Source organism: Spirosoma arcticum (genome assembly GCF_054779955.1).
In genome coordinates, this window is record NZ_BAAGXG010000005.1 from 456,517 (window position 1) to 473,634 (window position 17,118).

At 54.3% G+C, this 17,118-nt stretch carries 12 protein-coding genes and 1 tRNA gene; 12 read left to right on the forward strand and 1 reads right to left on the reverse strand.

Annotated features, from left to right (window positions below; genetic code table 11):
- Positions 1–22 precede the first annotated feature (22 nt).
- The 12 genes from ACYVHB_RS14165 (at position 23) to ACYVHB_RS14220 (ending at position 10,682) form a co-directional block, all read left to right on the forward strand.
- A tRNA-Pro gene (locus ACYVHB_RS14165) sits at positions 23–96 on the forward strand.
- 319 nt (positions 97–415) lie between these two features.
- The gene (locus ACYVHB_RS14170; RefSeq protein ID WP_461052395.1) at positions 416–1,852 is read left to right on the forward strand and encodes an anthranilate synthase component I family protein; all 1,437 of its coding nucleotides are present in this window, start codon (positions 416–418) and stop codon (positions 1,850–1,852) included.
- Positions 1,853–1,936: 84 nt separating this feature from the next.
- Positions 1,937–2,503 (forward strand): anthranilate synthase component II, encoded by a 567-nt coding sequence (locus ACYVHB_RS14175; protein WP_461052396.1) that lies wholly within the window; start codon positions 1,937–1,939, stop codon positions 2,501–2,503.
- Between the two features lie 70 nt (positions 2,504–2,573).
- Positions 2,574–3,560, forward strand: a complete 987-nt coding sequence (trpD, locus tag ACYVHB_RS14180) for an anthranilate phosphoribosyltransferase (protein ID WP_461052397.1) — start codon at positions 2,574–2,576, stop codon at positions 3,558–3,560.
- A gap of 66 nt (positions 3,561–3,626) precedes the next feature.
- Positions 3,627–4,433: an indole-3-glycerol phosphate synthase TrpC gene (trpC, locus tag ACYVHB_RS14185; protein ID WP_461052398.1), complete on the forward strand. Its 807-nt coding sequence runs from the start codon at positions 3,627–3,629 to the stop codon at positions 4,431–4,433.
- An 11-nt stretch (positions 4,434–4,444) separates the two neighbouring features.
- Positions 4,445–5,089 (forward strand): phosphoribosylanthranilate isomerase, encoded by a 645-nt coding sequence (locus ACYVHB_RS14190; protein WP_461052399.1) that lies wholly within the window; start codon positions 4,445–4,447, stop codon positions 5,087–5,089.
- A 12-nt stretch (positions 5,090–5,101) separates the two neighbouring features.
- Positions 5,102–6,301: a tryptophan synthase subunit beta gene (gene trpB / locus ACYVHB_RS14195; RefSeq protein WP_461052400.1), complete on the forward strand. Its 1,200-nt coding sequence runs from the start codon at positions 5,102–5,104 to the stop codon at positions 6,299–6,301.
- Complete coding sequence (gene trpA / locus ACYVHB_RS14200) at positions 6,301–7,101, forward strand: tryptophan synthase subunit alpha (RefSeq protein ID WP_461052401.1); 801 nt, start codon at positions 6,301–6,303, stop codon at positions 7,099–7,101. The genes trpB and trpA overlap by 1 nt, the downstream gene beginning before the upstream one ends.
- Positions 7,102–7,173: 72 nt before the next feature.
- On the forward strand, positions 7,174–8,163 hold the full coding sequence (gene rhuM, locus ACYVHB_RS14205; RefSeq protein ID WP_461052402.1) for a RhuM family protein: 990 nt from the start codon (positions 7,174–7,176) through the stop codon (positions 8,161–8,163).
- Positions 8,164–8,166: 3 nt separating this feature from the next.
- Complete coding sequence (gene hisIE / locus ACYVHB_RS14210) at positions 8,167–8,799, forward strand: bifunctional phosphoribosyl-AMP cyclohydrolase/phosphoribosyl-ATP diphosphatase HisIE (protein WP_461052403.1); 633 nt, start codon at positions 8,167–8,169, stop codon at positions 8,797–8,799.
- A gap of 73 nt (positions 8,800–8,872) precedes the next feature.
- Entirely contained in the window at positions 8,873–9,208 is a 336-nt protein-coding gene (locus ACYVHB_RS14215; protein ID WP_461052404.1) for a phage holin family protein, read from the forward strand.
- A 97-nt stretch (positions 9,209–9,305) separates the two neighbouring features.
- Positions 9,306–10,682, forward strand: coding sequence for a flavin monoamine oxidase family protein (locus ACYVHB_RS14220; protein ID WP_461052405.1), 1,377 nt, complete (start codon positions 9,306–9,308; stop codon positions 10,680–10,682).
- A gap of 37 nt (positions 10,683–10,719) precedes the next feature.
- On the opposite strand, the gene ACYVHB_RS14225 is transcribed toward ACYVHB_RS14220, so the two are convergent.
- Positions 10,720–16,956, reverse strand: coding sequence for an alpha-2-macroglobulin family protein (locus ACYVHB_RS14225; RefSeq protein ID WP_461052406.1), 6,237 nt, complete (start codon positions 16,954–16,956; stop codon positions 10,720–10,722).
- Positions 16,957–17,118: the final 162 nt, after the last annotated feature.

Here is a 17,118-nt window from a genome sequence, read left to right on the forward strand (position 1 = left end):
AATTTTACCTTTGTAACCCATTCGGGGTGTAGCGCAGCCTGGTAGCGTGCTACGTTCGGGACGTAGAGGTCGTGGGTTCGAATCCCGCCACCCCGACAAAGCGAGAAAAGGATTTTTAAGTGTGTATGTGTGTGAGTATCGGAACACGAAACACCTGAACACTTATACACTATTTAAGTATTATGAAGAACTCGGTAAACTTGATTTGGTGGTGGCATTCTTCTCATTTGGGATGAAGGTTGCCGCTTTGTGTTTTATATCAGCACTATCAAAGGCTCACCGTCAATCCCGGTGAGCCTTATTTTTTTGTTTGTCATGCTGACGGAGGAAGCATCTTCGGTAGCGACAAATAGTTTTCGCTTCAACTAACGGCCACCCAACGAAGATGCTTCCTTCGTCAGCATGACAAACAACCATGACCACCCTTGCTCCTCCAACCACCTACCGCGTCGTTAGTCGGCACAAGCGAATGCTGGCCGACATCATTACGCCGGTTAGTATTTACCTGCGCATCCGCGACCGGTACCGCAACAGCATCCTGCTCGAAAGCTCAGATTACCACGGCAACGACAACACGTTTTCCTACATCGCGTTCGATCCCGTTGCCCGGTTCTCGTACGAAAATCAGCAGTTGACGACGCAGATGCCGGGCGAGGACGAGCAGACAAGCGACGTACCTGCGAGTGGAATGCTGGACTCGTTAAAACGATTCAAAGACAGTTTTGCCCACGAGAAAGCGCCGTTTCCCTTCATCAACAATGGCCTGTTTGGGTATTTTAGCTACCAGGCCGTGCAGAGCTTTGAAGACATTACGCTCCACGCGCCCGTGCCGACCGAGAATCAGATACCAGCGGCCGTCTTTGCCGTTTATCGCTACGTAATCGCCATCAACCACTTTAAAGATGAGTTGTACCTGTTTGAGCATAGCTATCTCCGCGACGGCGACACTGAACCCAGCAGCACATTAGATGACATCAGCGATCTGATTACGGGCCGCAACTACCCAACCTACACGTTCAGCGTAGCTGGACCGGAACAATCCAATTTCACCGACGACGAGTTTCGGGCTGTGATTCAGAAAGGGAAAGATCATTGCCAGCGGGGCGACGTGTTCCAGATTGTGCTGTCCCGGCGGTTTGAGACGCCGTTCCAAGGTGACGAATTCAATGTTTACCGGGCGTTACGGTCGCTGAACCCGTCGCCGTACCTGTTCTATTTCGACTACGGCAACTACAAGATTTTCGGCTCCTCACCCGAATCGCAGATTGTCGTTAAGGATCGAAAGGCCACTATCTATCCCATTGCCGGAACGTTCCGGCGCACCGGCGACGACACCCGCGATGCCGAACTAGCCCAGAAACTGTATGACGACCCGAAAGAATCGGCCGAGCACGTGATGCTGGTCGACCTTGCCCGCAATGACCTCAGCCGCAACTGCGACGTAGTAAAAGTCGAGACGTTTAAAGAGGTCCAGTATTATTCGCACGTCATCCACCTCGTCTCGAAGGTTGTCGGCGACCTCACCGCCGACGCTGACCCACTCCAGATCGTGGCCGAAACGTTTCCCGCCGGTACGCTGTCGGGCGCACCCAAGCACAACGCCATGCAGCTCATCGACCGCTACGAAAGCCTGAGCCGCTCGTTTTATTCCGGCAGCATCGGCTACATGGGTTTCGACGGCGAGTTTAACCACGCGATTATGATTCGCACGTTCATGAGTAAAGACAATAGGCTCTATTATCAGGCGGGGGCCGGTGTGGTGGCCAAATCCGTCGTGGAAAGCGAACTACAAGAAGTTCACAATAAGTTAGCCGCCCTGCGGATGGCCATTGAACAGGCAAAAAGTATTTAAATGCACAATGTAAAATGGATAATGAACAATGTCGCCTTGTCGAATAAGCGCGCATTATCCATTTTACATTAATCATTATTCATTATGCGTCTTCTCGTTTTAGATAATTACGATTCGTTTACCTACAATCTGGTCTACATTCTGCGGGAATTGGGCTACCGACCCGACGTGATTCGGAACGACAAACTGACCGTTGACGAAGCGGATCAGTACGACAAAATTATGCTCTCGCCGGGGCCGGGTATTCCTTCTGAAGCGGGTATTATGCAGGATTTAGTCAGGGAGTACGGCGCTACGAAGAGTATTCTGGGAATTTGCTTAGGGCATCAGGGCATTGGCGAAGTGTACGGTGCAACGCTCGAAAACCTCGGCGACGTGCTGCACGGCGTAGCGCACCGGACCACCATCACCGACCACTCCGACCGGCTCTTCGCTGATATCCCCAATGAACTGACGGTGGGCCGTTACCATTCGTGGACGGTCGTACCCGGCTCCATGCCTGCCGACCTGCGTACGACGGCGGTAGACGAGTACGGCCGCGTAATGGCCCTGTCGCACGTCCGGCATGACGTGAAGGGATTACAATTCCACCCCGAATCCGTGCTGACGGAGAACGGTGTGCAAATGATAAAAAACTGGATAAGAAATTAATTAGTGAATTGCGAATGAGTGAATGTTTGGTACATCGCTGTTCGCTAACTCGCTCATTCACTTACTGAAAATGAAAGCAATCTTAAACCACCTGTTTGAGTACAAGACACTGTCCAAAGATCAGGCGAAACAAACGCTGATTGGCATTGGGCGGGGCGAATACAACCCGGCCCAGATTGCGTCGTTCCTGACTGTGTACATGATGCGGAGCCTGCGCGTCGAAGAACTCGAAGGCTTCCGCGACGCCATGCTCGAACTCTGTCTGCCCGTCGATCTCGCGGCCTACGATCCAATGGACGTCTGCGGCACCGGGGGCGACGGTAAAGACACGTTCAATATCTCAACATTGTCGTCGTTTGTAGTAGCCGGGGCGGGTCAGCGCGTGGCCAAGCACGGCAATCATGGCGTCTCGTCATTGGTCGGCTCCTCAACGGTGATGGAACACCTCGGCTACCGGTTCACGAGCGACGTAGGCGAGTTGCAGCGTAAGATGGAAACGGCGGGCATCTGTTTTCTGCACGCGCCCCTGTTTCACCCCGCCATGAAGAACGTCGGACCGATTCGGAAAGAGCTGGGCGTGAAAACGTTCTTCAACGTATTAGGCCCGATGGTAAACCCCGCACGCCCTCAAAAACAGCTTGTTGGCGTCTTCAGCCTTGAATTGGCTCGATTATATGCGTACCTTTATCAGCAGACAGACAAGCGGTTTATGATCTTGCACGCGCTCGATGGCTACGACGAAATTTCACTGACGGGGGCGTTTAAGGTGATAAGTAACCACACAGAGCAAGTTTTGGAGCCAAAGCATTTGGGAATGAGCGCATTAAACGCCAAATCATTAGCGGGTGGCCGAACGTTGGATGAGTCAGCACAAATTTTTATGAACGTACTGAACGACGCAGCAACACCGGCCCAGAAACAGGCGGTTCTGGCCAATTCGGCAATGGCTTTGCTGGCTGCCGACAAGACCGAAAACCGTGAAGAAGCCGTGTCGATGGCTCGCGAATCGTTGGAAAGCGGCCGGGCGTTGGGATGCTTTAAGAAATTAATGAATTGACCTCACCGCCCCGGCGGCCCCTCTCCCCGAGAGGCCGCCGGGGCGGTGAGGTCAACGAGACAGAACATGACGATTTTAGACCAGATAGTTGCTCAGAAACGCATCGAAATCGCCGAGCGAATGGCGGCTACGCCAATATCGGCGCTGGAAGCGATGCCCGACTTTAAGCGAATGCCGCTGTCAGCACGGGACGCGGTTCAGGACTTCCGCTCCACGGGTATTATCGCCGAATTCAAACGTAAGTCTCCTTCCAGAGGTATCATCAACGACCGGGCCGACGTAACAGCCACCACCCAGGGCTACGTGCGGGCGGGTGCGGCTGTGCTCTCGGTGCTGACTGATGAGCCGTTCTTTGGCGGCCTCCCCGCCGATTTACAGGTTGCCCGGCTCGCCAACCCCGAAACGCCCATCCTGCGCAAAGACTTCATCATTGACGACTATCAGATTCTCGAAGCTAAAGCGTGGGGAGCCGACGTCGTGCTGCTTATTGCGGCCTGCCTGACGCCCCAGCAGGTTATCGACCTCAGCGAACTGGCCCATAACGTTGGCATGCAGGTGTTGCTGGAAGTGCACGATGAGGACGAACTTAATCGTACGTTAACGCACACCGTCGATTTGGTAGGCGTCAACAACCGAAACCTAAAGACTTTCGTTACATCCATTGACACGTCGATGCGATTAGTTGAGCGCATTCCCGATACGTTTGCCAAGATCACCGAAAGCGGTTTGCACGATGCCGTTACGATGCAGGCCCTGTTCCGCGCTGGTTTCGACGGATTCCTGATCGGCGAAGCATTCATGAAAACCCCCGACCCAGCCGCAGCGTTAGCGGGGTTGGTCGCTCAATTTAATTCGACAACCATACCTATCTAACTCGTACAACTATGAAAATCAAAGTGTGCGGTCTGCGTGATGCCGACAACCTGAAGGCCATTGCCGCCCTTGGTCCCGACTTCGTGGGGTTTATCTTTTATGACCAGTCGCCCCGCTTTGTGGGTGAAGAGTTAGACGAAGAAGTGGTCCGGGCACTCCCCCGTTCGATTCGGAAAGTGGGGGTTTTTGTTAATGCCAGCCCGGAGTTTATTCTGCGTACCGTTAAGAAATACGATTTTCAATATGTGCAGCTCCACGGTACCGAAACCCCTGATTTCTGCCGGAGCCTGCGCAACCGGGGCATCAACCTCATCAAGGCGTTTCGGGTCGATGAATCGTTCAACTTTTCGATGCTGAACAACTACAAAGCTCAGTGCGACTTTTTCCTGTTCGATGCCAAAGGCGACCAACCCGGCGGTAACGGCCACACGTTTGACTGGAGCATTTTGAGCCGTTACGATAACGAGAAGCCATTTTTTATTAGTGGCGGCATCGGCCTCGATAACCTCGATCAATTGGCAGCTTTAAAGGGCATGAAACTCTACGGGGTAGACGTCAACAGTCAGGTTGAAACCGCACCGGGCGTTAAAGACGTAGCGAAAGTGAAAGAACTGATCGCGCGGTTACGACCGGTGGAAGCAGAAGAGACGGTGTAAGAACAAATAGCTATGCAAACTACCCTCGAACCACAAACCTCCTTCACTGTTTCCGATAAAGGCTTTTATGGCCATTTCGGCGGGGCATTCATTCCTGAAATGCTGTACCCGAACGTGGAGGAACTGCGGCAGAACTACCGCCAGATCATCGCTGATCCTGCATTCCAAGCCGAGTTCTGGCAACTGCTTGAAGACTATGTTGGGCGGCCAACGCCCCTATTCTTAGCCAAACGACTTTCGGCGGAGGTTGGCGCAACGGTGTATCTGAAGCGCGAAGATTTGTGCCATACCGGAGCGCATAAGATTAATAATACGATCGGGCAGATTCTGGTAGCGCAGCGGCTTGGCAAAAAACGCATCGTGGCCGAAACCGGGGCCGGTCAGCACGGCGTAGCGACGGCGACAGTTTGTGCGCTGATGGGCCTCGAATGCATTGTTTATATGGGCAGCGTCGATATGAAACGGCAGCAACCCAACGTCGACCGGATGCGGATGCTCGGCGCAACGGTCGTTCCGGCGACCTCAGGCAGTCAAACGCTCAAGGACGCGACCAATGAGGCCATGCGCCACTGGATTAATAACCCCGTCGATACGCACTACATCATCGGCTCGGTGGTGGGGCCGCACCCCTATCCTGATATGGTCGCGCGGTTTCAGTCGGTTATTTCGGAGGAGATCAAGAAACAACTGTTCGCTAAAACCGGCAGCGATAACCCCGATTATGTAGTAGCCTGTGTGGGGGGCGGCAGCAACGCAGCCGGAGCATTTTTTCATTATCTGGAGGAGCCGTCAGTGCGGTTGGTGGCAGTTGAAGCGGCCGGTCTGGGCGTTACATCGGGGCATTCAGCCGCGACGACGGCGCTTGGAAAGCCAGGTGTGTTACATGGTAGCCGCACGATTCTAATGCAGACCGACGACGGGCAAGTTACCGAACCGTATTCCATTTCGGCGGGGTTGGACTACCCTGGTATCGGTCCGCTCCACGCGCACCTATTCGAGTCGGGCCGGGGCGATTTCTACGCCATTACGGACGATGACGCCATTGCGGCCGGGTTCCAGCTCAGCAAGCTCGAAGGCATCATTCCCGCCATCGAAACCGCCCACGCCTTAGCCGCCCTGCCCCTGATGAACCTCAAAGCCGATGATGTTGTCGTGGTTTGTTTGTCGGGGCGCGGGGATAAAGATTTGAGTACATATTCCAAGTATCTCTAATGACTCTCACCCAGAACCGTATCACCGATCTCCTTGCGCACAAAAGCGAACGGTTGCTCAACGTCTACTTCACAGCCGGATTCCCGCATCTGGACGACACCATGACCATTCTGCGCGGTTTGCAACAGGCGGGCGTGGATCTGGTCGAGATTGGCATGCCTTACTCCGACCCCATTGCGGACGGCGAGACAATCCAGAAGAGCAACGGCCGGGCGTTGGAAAACGGTATGTCGCTCAAAAAGCTGTTCGCCCAGTTGGACGGTTGTCGGGACGAATCGGCTGGGGAGCCGATCACAATACCGATTTTGCTGATGGGCTACATTAATCCGGTGCTTCAGTACGGCGTCGAGAATTTCTGCCGGAGGTGCCAAGAGGTAGGCGTCGATGGGGTTATCCTACCCGACCTGCCGCTGGATTTGTACTTAGCCGAATACGCGCCGACGTTCCGTGAATACGGCATTTTGAACGTTAGTCTCATCACCCCCCAAACGTCCGATGAGCGCATCCGGCTCATCGACGAAGAGTCAGAGGGATTTATTTACATGGTGTCATCGGCGAGCATCACTGGGGCCGTTACAGGGATCAGCGATCCAATGCGGGCTTATTTCGAGCGAATCCAACGTATGAATCTGCGCAATCCCTACTTTATTGGCTTTGGTATCAACAACCACGAGACGTTCGACGCGGCCTGTGCAAACGCGAACGGGGCCTTCGTCGGCAGCGCATTCATCCGGCATCTGGACGATCATGGAACCTCGCCGGAGAGTATGCGGTCGTTCGTTCAAACGATTCGGAACTAACGATAGTACGTTTACGATTGTGTAAGGCAATGTGCGAAAACGCGTGTTGCCTTTTTTAGTAGCTGACAATCAATGGAAAACCCCATCGTACTCTACCAATCCGAAGATGGACAAGCTAATTTGGAAGTTCGTTTGCAAGAGAACACCGTCTGGCTGACACTTAATCAAATTACGGACCTGTTTCAACGGGACAAATCCGTCATCTCCCGCCATTTACGAAATGTATTTGTCGAAGGTGAATTGGGTTACGATTCAGTTGTTGCAAAAAATGCAACAACTGCCGCTGATGGGAAAACGTATCAAGTTGAGTACTTTAATCTCGATGTTATCATCTCCGTCGGCTATCGCGTCAAATCGAAGCGCGGAACTCAATTCCGCATTTGGGCGAATAAAGTTCTTAAAGATCATATTGTCGAAGGTTATACCCTCAATGAGCAGCGACTTCGTCAGCAGCAGGATCAGTTGACGCAAATTCAACGGACGTTGTTGCTGTTTCAGCAAACGGCAAATGATGAGGAGTTGAAATTAGGGGAAGCAAAAGGATTGTTGGCGCTGATTACTGATTACGCTAAGTCGTTTTCGTTGCTTAATCAGTTCGATATTGATGAAGTGCCGTCAGACGGCCTGAATGGGCTGATTACCTACGAGATTGATTACACCGAAGCTGTGCTGGCTATTCGGAAGTTAAAACAGCAGTTGATCGACAAAAAAGAAGCGTCCGAACTGTTCGGAAAAGAACGGTCTGACGGTTTTCAGGGCATCCTCGGAACAATCGTACAAACGTTTGACGGGCAGTATCTGTACTCGACCATTGAAGAACAAGCCGCCAACCTGCTTTATCTGATTATCAAAAACCATCCGTTCAGCGATGGCAACAAACGCATTGGATCGTTTATGTTTGTGTGGTTTTTAGAGAAGAATAAACACCGCCTGAACCGTGACGGGGCGTTGAAAATAAACGATAATGCGCTGGTGGCGCTGGCCCTGCTGGTTGCTCAAAGCGATCCGTCGACAAAAGAGCTGATGATTCAGCTCATTATGAATTTGATCAAAACTGATTAACGAGTGTCTGAAATTAATTTTGAAAAATCACCCGACGGGCTGATTCCAGCCGTTATTCAGGATGCCCAGACGGGTAAAGTCCTGATGCTGGGCTACATGAACCGCGAGGCTTACGACAAAACCGTTGCCGAAAAAATCGTAACGTTTTTCAGCCGAAGCAAACAACGATTATGGACCAAGGGCGAAACGTCCGGCAATTTTCTGCATGTAAGCAACATACTGATCGACTGCGACGGTGACACGCTGCTCATCAAAGCATCGCCCGACGGACCAACCTGTCATACCGGAGCCGACACGTGCTTCGACGAGGTAAACCAAGGCCGCACCAATCCAGGCCGGGCCAATCCAGGTCGGGGCCAATTCCTCAATTATTTGCAGGGCATCATTCACGACCGGAAAGTCAATCCATCCGATTCGTCCTACACAACATCGTTATTCGAAAAGGGCGTTAACAAGATTGCGCAGAAGGTGGGCGAGGAAGCCGTTGAGTTGGTGATTGAAGCTAAAGACGACAATGACGACCTATTCCGGGGTGAAGCGGCCGATTTACTGTTTCACTTTCTGGTCCTGCTGGAGCAGAAAAACATGGACCTCGACGACATCATAGCTGTGTTAGAAAGCCGCCACGCCAAATGAGGTAATTAAACAATGCCAGTCATTCGTTGTTGGTGTTTCTGATGTTTACCAATTCACTAAACCAACGATTGACATGGGTATAATCATTCGCATTCTCATTAGCGCGGTAGCCGTTTACGTTGCCAGTTTATTCATCCCAGGCATTTCCGTCACGGGTGGAGCCACAACATACCTCATTGTCGCGGTTGTGCTGGGTTTGCTCAACGCCTTCATCAAGCCAATCCTAACGGTACTGACCATCCCGATTACAATCATCACGCTTGGGTTATTCTTGCTGGTTATCAATGTGCTGATGGTTTACTTAGCCGATTACCTGATACCTAATTTTGCCGTTAGTGGCATCATTGCCGCGCTGCTGTTTAGTCTTGTTGTCTCCCTGGTAACGGCGCTGATCGACGCAATCGTTTAAGGTGTTACGGACTTCTGTCCGTGGTATCGAAAGCCTGACACGAATTTTCGCTGTCAGGCTTTTTTTGTAGGTTACAGTTTCTATTACTAAACCTACCATGACCGAACCCGGTGTTCCTTTCGACGTCATCATTGTCGGTGCGGGCTACGCAGGTCTGACTGCCACCCGTGAATTACTCAAAGCCGAAAAAAAGGTACTGCTCCTCGAAGCCCGCGACCGCGTTGGGGGGCGAGTACATACACAGCGGTTCGACGACGGTTCATACGTCGATCTTGGTGGGGCCTGGGTAGGGCCATCGCAGGACCGGATTTATGCACTGGCCCGCGAATTTGGCGTCGAAACGTTCAGGACGTTCGATCAGGGCAAGAGCACCCAATTATTTCGTGGGCAGGTCAAACGTTACAAAGGGCTGATTCCTCCCCTACCTGTTGGCGCACTGCTGAGCTTGGACATGGCCATTAAAGCAATGAACAAATTAGCCCAAACCGTTGATCTGGCCGAGCCGTGGAAAACGCCTGACGCCCGCCAACTCGATTCGATGACGCTGGCCACGTGGATGCAACAGCAAATGCGATTTGACGTGGCCCGGCAGTTTTTTAAGATTGCTGTTGAGGCTATCTGGGCGGCTGATCCGGCCGAGATTTCATTACTTCACGCGCTGTTCTACGTTAAATCAGGGCGAAATCTGGACACGCTGATGAACGTGAAAGATGGGGCACAGGAAGAGCGATTCGTGGGCGGTGCTCAAACAATAGCGGATCGTATGGCCACCCAGTTCGCCGGGCGAATCATCTATAACTCGCCCGTTCGGGCTGTTGTACAAGAGGGTGAACGCGTTCAGATTTTCACTGAACGCGAAACCTACGTGGCCCGGCGCGTAATTATGACGGTGCCGCCCGCGCTGCAAAGCCGGATTGACTTTCAACCGCTGCTGCCTGCCCAACGCGCCCAACTCATTCAGCGGATGCCGATGGGAGCCGTCTGTAAGTGTTACGCGATCTATGACAAACCGTTCTGGCGCAAGCAGGGGCTGAACGGTCTGGCCGCTACGCCCGATGGACACGTTACCGTTACGTTTGACAATTCTCCTGAAGATGGTAGTCAGGGCGTGATGATGGGGTTCGTACTGGGTAATCAGGCCAAAGAGTTCTCAGGATTGTCGGACGAGGACCGAAAACTATCGGCCCTACACGCGTTCGCAACGTTTTTCGGGCCGGAAGCGCTCACCCCCGTTCGCTACCTCGACCATTCGTTTATGAACGAAGAATGGTCACGTGGGTGCTACGCGGGTGTGCCCGGTCCTGGCTTCTGGACAACCCTCGGCCCAGTCCTGCGCCAACCCGTTGGTCGGATTCACTGGGCCGGAACCGAAACGTCCGACGTCTGGAACGGCTACATTGACGGGGCCGTGCGTTCGGGGGAGCGGGTGGCGCAAGAGGTGATGAAGCAAACCTCCGAATCTGTGCTACAGTAGAAACAAGCAGCTAATTTGGCTAACCATCAACTGCGATTCAACGGACCCGGAGGTCCGTTGGTACGTGAACCCGGTTGCCGGTTGATCGGGCCGAGAATTCGGGGGCGTAGAAGCATTGCACGGTGGCAACGCCCGTGGCGAAATCTCCAGTGTGGACAACGCGAAGCGCATATTCAAAAACGTGCGTACCGGGGGGCAGGTTGCTCAGGTAAAAGTCGGTGCTGGCGTCGCGGAGCGCTTCGTAGTAGCTTAAGCCGTTCTGATACTTGTAGCCCGACAGCGTTTCGGCTGGCTCGAATCCCGACGCCCGGCTGTCTTTCAGATGCACGTATTGCATGTCGCGGTCGTTGCGGAGTTCAAGGCGAACGCGCAGGCGGTCGCCGGGTTTGAGGGGCGTTTTGTCGGTAACGAGCGTACTGACTGGTCCGGCCGGGCTATCGTGCTGCACGAATAGCTGCTTCGTAAGCGTCAGGCTTCCCATCGCGTCCTTTGTTTCTGATGAGGGCGTCACGCGGTCGAGCGGTTCAAAATGCTGGTAGTAGATACCGCCCCAGACTGGTCCAGCGCCCGATTTACTGACCGCTACAACGCCCAGTTCGGTTTTGATGTCGGCGGATTGGTACGTCACTTTCTGATAACCCGTTAGCTCATTGGCGTTCGCTTCGATAAGCTTCCCTCCTACCCGTAATTCCGCGGTGGCTTTTGTATCGAGCCAGTTGCTACTCTTTTCCGAAATGGGGGAAAGAAGCAAGGCGTAAATGGCCTCGGTGGTGGCTTTGGTACTGGGCCAGGCTTGCGTACGCTTCTGACTCAGCAACCATTGTTTCATGGCATCGACCGCTTTTGTGTCGTTCGTGATTTCAGAAAACGCTTCGATAAGCAGAGCCTGCGTTTCGATGGGAGCCTGCTGCCAATAATAGCCTGACCGGTTGTCGGGCCAGTACATACCCAGTTCATAAGATGAGGCTGCGCGTTCTCCAAGCGACTTCAGGATGGCGATGGGCGTTTGGCGATCACCCAGCCGGTGCAGGGCCAGCGCGGTGAGGGCCTGCTCATAAATACCCTGCTTCAACCAGTTTCTGGTAATATTGGCCTGTAGATAATCCCGCACGGACTTGTCGGCGATGGGCTGCGCCGGATAAAACGAACGGGCGTAGAGGTATTGTACCGGCCAATAGTCACCGTAGTTAACATCCTTGCGCTGCTTTTGCCGCTCTACCCATTGCTGGGCGGCTTCGTCGGCGAATTGTAAGGCGCGGCCTTCTAGCGCAGTAGCAATAGTCTGCTGTCTCGGTGGCAATACCACGCCGAGCTTGGCTAAATGTCCGAAGCCGGTCAGGACGTGCAGCGAAATGGTGCGATCAACGGGCATTCCCGAAAACCACATGAAGCCACCCTCCCGCGTTTGCAGTTGCTGAAGCTTTTCGAGCGCCACCTGCTGACCAGCCAAAAGATTTTCATCCTGCAAAAACCGCCCAATCTGCGCCTGTTGTCTGGTTTGGTCACGAGCAGCGCGTCGCCAGGGCGTTTCGTTGAGGGTTACGCTCTTGAGTTCGGGGTTTGCTTCGAGTGGATTAACGGGGGCTTGTTTTGCCCAGATTTCGGCTACCGCCCGAATGTCGGGGCGGGCGTTGATAATGCGGCTGGCCAGTGCATTAGCGTAAAACTGACTGAACACCTGCTCGGCGCACTGGTGCGGAAACTCCGCCAGATAGGGCAGCGATTGCAACGCCGTCCAGACCGGGTTACTCGTTAGTTCGACCGTCAATCGCTCAGCCTGACTTGGCAATTCTGAATTCTGGTTAGTTAGTGCTTTCAGACGAATCTCTTTCTTTTCCGATCCGTTTACGTAAAATGGCTGCGAGTCAAGCACCAGCATCCGGTTGGGTAGCACGGGTACTGTTCGCTCTTCGGCATCAGTGAAATCGCCCGCCTGCGCCGAAACGCGGAACGTCACATTTTCTACATTCGTCGGCACGACGAGCGTCCAGGCAAGAGCGGCACTTTGGCTGCTGGCTACGGTGAATGGCTGACTCGTTGACGCATTGAACAACCGCGTCGTGATTGCCTGACCAGTTGCGGGATCGAGCGCTTCGAGATGAGCGATACCCGTCAGCGGTTTGTTCTGGTCGGTAGCTGCCATCAAATTGTTGATGCGGGCAGTGAGCCGGAGTGTGTCACCTTCGCGCAGAAAGCGGGGCACATTGGCCGAAATCATTAACTCCTTCTGCGTCACCACCGTCCGATTGAGCGAGCCGGTTTTTAGGTCGGGCGTATGGGAAAAGGCCATTAGCCGCCAGCGCGTGAGGGCTTCGGGCATAGTGAAATTCAGCAGCACACGGCCCTGCGCATCAGTTTGCAGTTTGGGAAAGAAGAACGCCGTTTCGTTGAAGTTCCGTCGGGGATTAGCAGCAATTGGCCTGTTCGGATTAACGTTTTCAGCCGCAATCGCTGGTTCCAGTTCTACTACTGCCTCCACAGACGATTCTACCTTAGCCATTCCTGCTTCGGCAAAGGCTCCTCCGCCCCTCATGGCAACCGCCCCGGCCATATCGCGTTTCTGTCGCGTTGCATACCCCGTCACCACGACTTCACTCAATGCATTGTTGTCGTCCAGTAGTAGCTGCACGCCTGGTCGATTGTACTTCCCCCAGGTTAACATATCATAGTTTCGGCCCAATGGCTCCACCGTCCGGTACGTGTACATGAGTAAGATACTTGCGACGGTATTGAATCCCTGCGCCCACCACCGTGGCATCGGCTGATACGGCGTCTGGTAGGGAGAAGTCGGCCAGGTGAGCGGCACGAAAGCATCCAGCGAAGCGTCGTAAAGCGTTGCAACGGTTTCCGCCAGTAGTTTTTCTTTACTTGGCGAATCCACCGCACCGGCGGACCGGCCGGGTCCGCTGATGCGCAGTGTCCATTGCTCAGCTTGGCCAGGTTTGAGATGGTCGCGAAATGTGAGCGTTTCAATACGCAAATTTCTGTCCGGCATTGGCACGGCAACTGACTTCGACACGTCGTATACCCGCCCATTCTGCACCTTCGTGAACGATACGACAAACCCACCGACCTGCGCTTTCGTAATCGAAACTTCAACCCGAACGGGTTCGGCGGTTAGTGCAACCCAGCGTTCCTGGCGCACCCGGCCGTTCTGCACCACGCGCATCAACGCCCGGCCAGTCTCGCCTAAATCGCCATTCGTCAGCAGAAACGCGGCCGACTGACCCGGTTTGACTTCGGGATTCAACGCCTTCACCCAACCGTCTGGCTGGGCAGTCGATAGTGGTTTTTCGTCGGTTACGACCGTGAAATACTGCGTCAGGGTAGTGTTTTCGCCAGTTGCATCAGTGACGCGCAGTTCGGCGGCATACGTTCCGGCGGGATAGCGACTCAGGGCCAGTTTGATCGTATCGGCACCGTCGGCCGTAACCGTTTCGACAACCTTGCCCTTAGGCCAGTTAAGTAGCTGATCTTCATTGGTGTAAACATCAGTCGGAAACAGCTTTTTGAACGTATCGCGGTCAAGTGCGAAGCGGTCGGGGTGTTCCCAGAGTCGTTTGCGTAACGGCTGGCCAGGCGGCTGTAGGGTCGAGACGATAAGCTGCCCCGTCGTCGTTACGCGTTCGCCCCCGGCGTTGGTCACGCGCAGGGGAATGGACCGGTCGCGGTTGTCGAGTTGGGCGGGCAGGTCGAGCGTGGCCGTCAGGGCTGAATAGCCGATGGTCAGCGTTTGTTCGGCCGACCGGGTCTCGCCCGTTCGGTCAGTTACGTCGACCGTAATAGCGAAATTGAAAGACGGGCTGGTAACGCGGTCAACGGCCGGGTCCGGTTGGGCCACAAACGTCAGCGACACCGCGCCAGTGGCATCGGTTGTGAGCACGCCATTGGCAACTTCCGATTCGCGCCCGCCATTCGGTACGCGCCCCCCCGGTCCGTACCAGTCCCACCAAATCCAGCGGGGTCGTAGCCGACGCACCACGCGGTAGCGCACCGACGCCCCATCGACCACCGCCCCCGCGAATGTTTTCGCCGTAGCCGACACCGAAACCGGCTCTCCCAGTTTGTAGCTGCCCCGCACGGGTTCAGCCTTCACCTCGAAGGTTGGGCGTTTATATTCCTCCACCCGAACAACGGTCTGGCTGTTGTTAATTCGAATCACCATTACGCCCGTCAATCGTCCGGTTGGTGCCGTAAACTGCCCATCGACCGTACCGAAGGCATTGCTCGTCAGGGTCAGCGAACTGATGGCCTCACCGTTGACGTCGGTCAGCGTGGCTTCAGTTTTCGCATTCGCCACAACCCGAAACTCGTTTTTGGCTCCATTGTAAAGGACGCCTTTGAAAAAGATCGGTTGCCCCGGCCGGTAGATGGCCCGGTCGGTGAATAGCAGCACTCGAATCTCATTCGGGTCGCTGAGTGTGCGGCCCTGGTAGCCGGGCCAATACACCGGCTCCGTTTCGAGCGAATCGTGTCGGGTTATGATTCTGAACCGGTAGCTTCGGCCAGACGACACTGTCATGTCCGGCACAATCAGCCCACCGTTCACATCGGTGCGTACCGTACCCACAACGCGCGGCACTTCACTATTTTTAGTGTAATCGGCATTGATAACATCTACCCGAACGCCGGCCATCGGCTGGCCCGTTTGTCGGTTCAACACATACAGTTTCGGGTCTTGAGCGACGAACTCTTCCTCATCGGCTGTCGGGTTACGCTTCTTACCAGAACCCGCTTCGTTCCGAATCGTAGCAGGTTGTTGACCAACTAAATAACCAATAGCCGTAACGGTTAACCAGGTGTAAGACAGCAATTCCGTCGTGTCGGTCGGGCGGGCGGTGGGCGACGTTAGCACGAGGTAATGGCCCAGCGGCAAGGGTGGCAGGGCAATCTCCGTGCGGTGTTCCTGCAAATCGCCGTCGTCGGGCAGGCTGACTGTTCCTTCCCGCACAACCGGACGTTTAAGATACAGCCGAATCAGTTGTTTGTTGTCGGCATCGTAGCGTCGGCGGTCAAGGCGGGTTTGCTCCCCGACACTAACCCGAACAATGCGGTAATGCAGCGTCCGCACGTTGCGGTACCCCACCGACGCCCGGATGGGCTTATCGGGATCGTTGCCTTCTTCAACGGTGAGGGCAAGCGATTGGTGGCTAAGCCGGTCGAGCAAGCGCCGGGCGTTGGCGGTTTCGATGCCCGAGTTTGGGAAGCGCTTGATTAGATCGGTCGCTACGTCAACCGCTTTGCGTCGCCAGCCACCGGTTTTAGTTTTATCGCCCAAATCAGCCCATAATTCTACCAGCGCGAGACCATAGAACACCTCGGCGGGCTTGTTTTTATACAGCCGGATTTGACGTTCCAGCGTTTGCTCATACCGTGCGTCCTTATCCACCTCGGTACTATGTTGATGCACGAACGCCAGCCGTTGCGCATCAACATCAGCCAGCGCCAATGAGCTTTGTAGCCCATCGGCACGGTCCGTTTGGCGGAAGGCGATCAGGTTCTGGTACAACCGCAATGCCCGAAAATTTAGTGAAAGGCTGTCAGAACTGGTCAGTTTCGCCCTAACGAATGAATTAGCATCGGCCAGATACGCCGGTTGGTCCAGTTCAAATCGGTTGGCGGGGCGGGTAATTTCGGGTTCCGTGTTCTTGTAGAATGCCAGCGTCCGGTGCGCCAGAAAGTCGTAAAGCGTCGGGCGGAGCGGGCGGGCATCGTCGTCGCCTTTTTTCACGATCACCTCAAACGCGTCGATGGGTGTTTTTTTGAGCAGATCAGCCGGAGTCAGCGAGGCTTCGTAGGCGGCAACGGTTTCGGCCACCAACCGACGCAGATTCCAGGTACGCGGGTCGCCAGACGGACTATCATCGGTGTTGCGTTCGTTGAATTTCCAGCGATTTCGCTCGTAGTACTGCCAATACGTTTCTGCCAGAATCGATTGCAGAATCGTACGGGCGGGCGCGGGCAAATCGGCAATGTCGCGCCGGAGCGATTCGATTACCCCGGCATAGGTTTCTTCGGTCGTGTAGGGTTGATAGATCAGCCGGTACATGGCCGCTTTAACCACCTGCGGGTCGTTGCGGTCGGCTTTGGCCCGTGTATAGATCTGATTCACAACCTCCAGCGCCGACTTGACCAACCCACTTTTAGCTAAGGAGTCGGCCCGTTTCCAGTTGCGGGTGTAATTCGGATCGCGACTATCGGCGGGTCGGTTTTTTTGGGCGTTGGACGGCAAGATGGTCAGAAACAGAAGCAGGATAGTCAGAAAGCGGTTCATAACTTGACAGCGAATGGGCGTTCGTACCCACATGATGAAGGTACACCAACTTTTCCACACCCGCTGCGGCTATGATGCTGATTTGACCAGAAAGGTTTAAACGGCCGGGCTACAGCTTTGGCTAACCTGCATACTTGCTGAAAGAGCCAGCCGGAGGCTGGC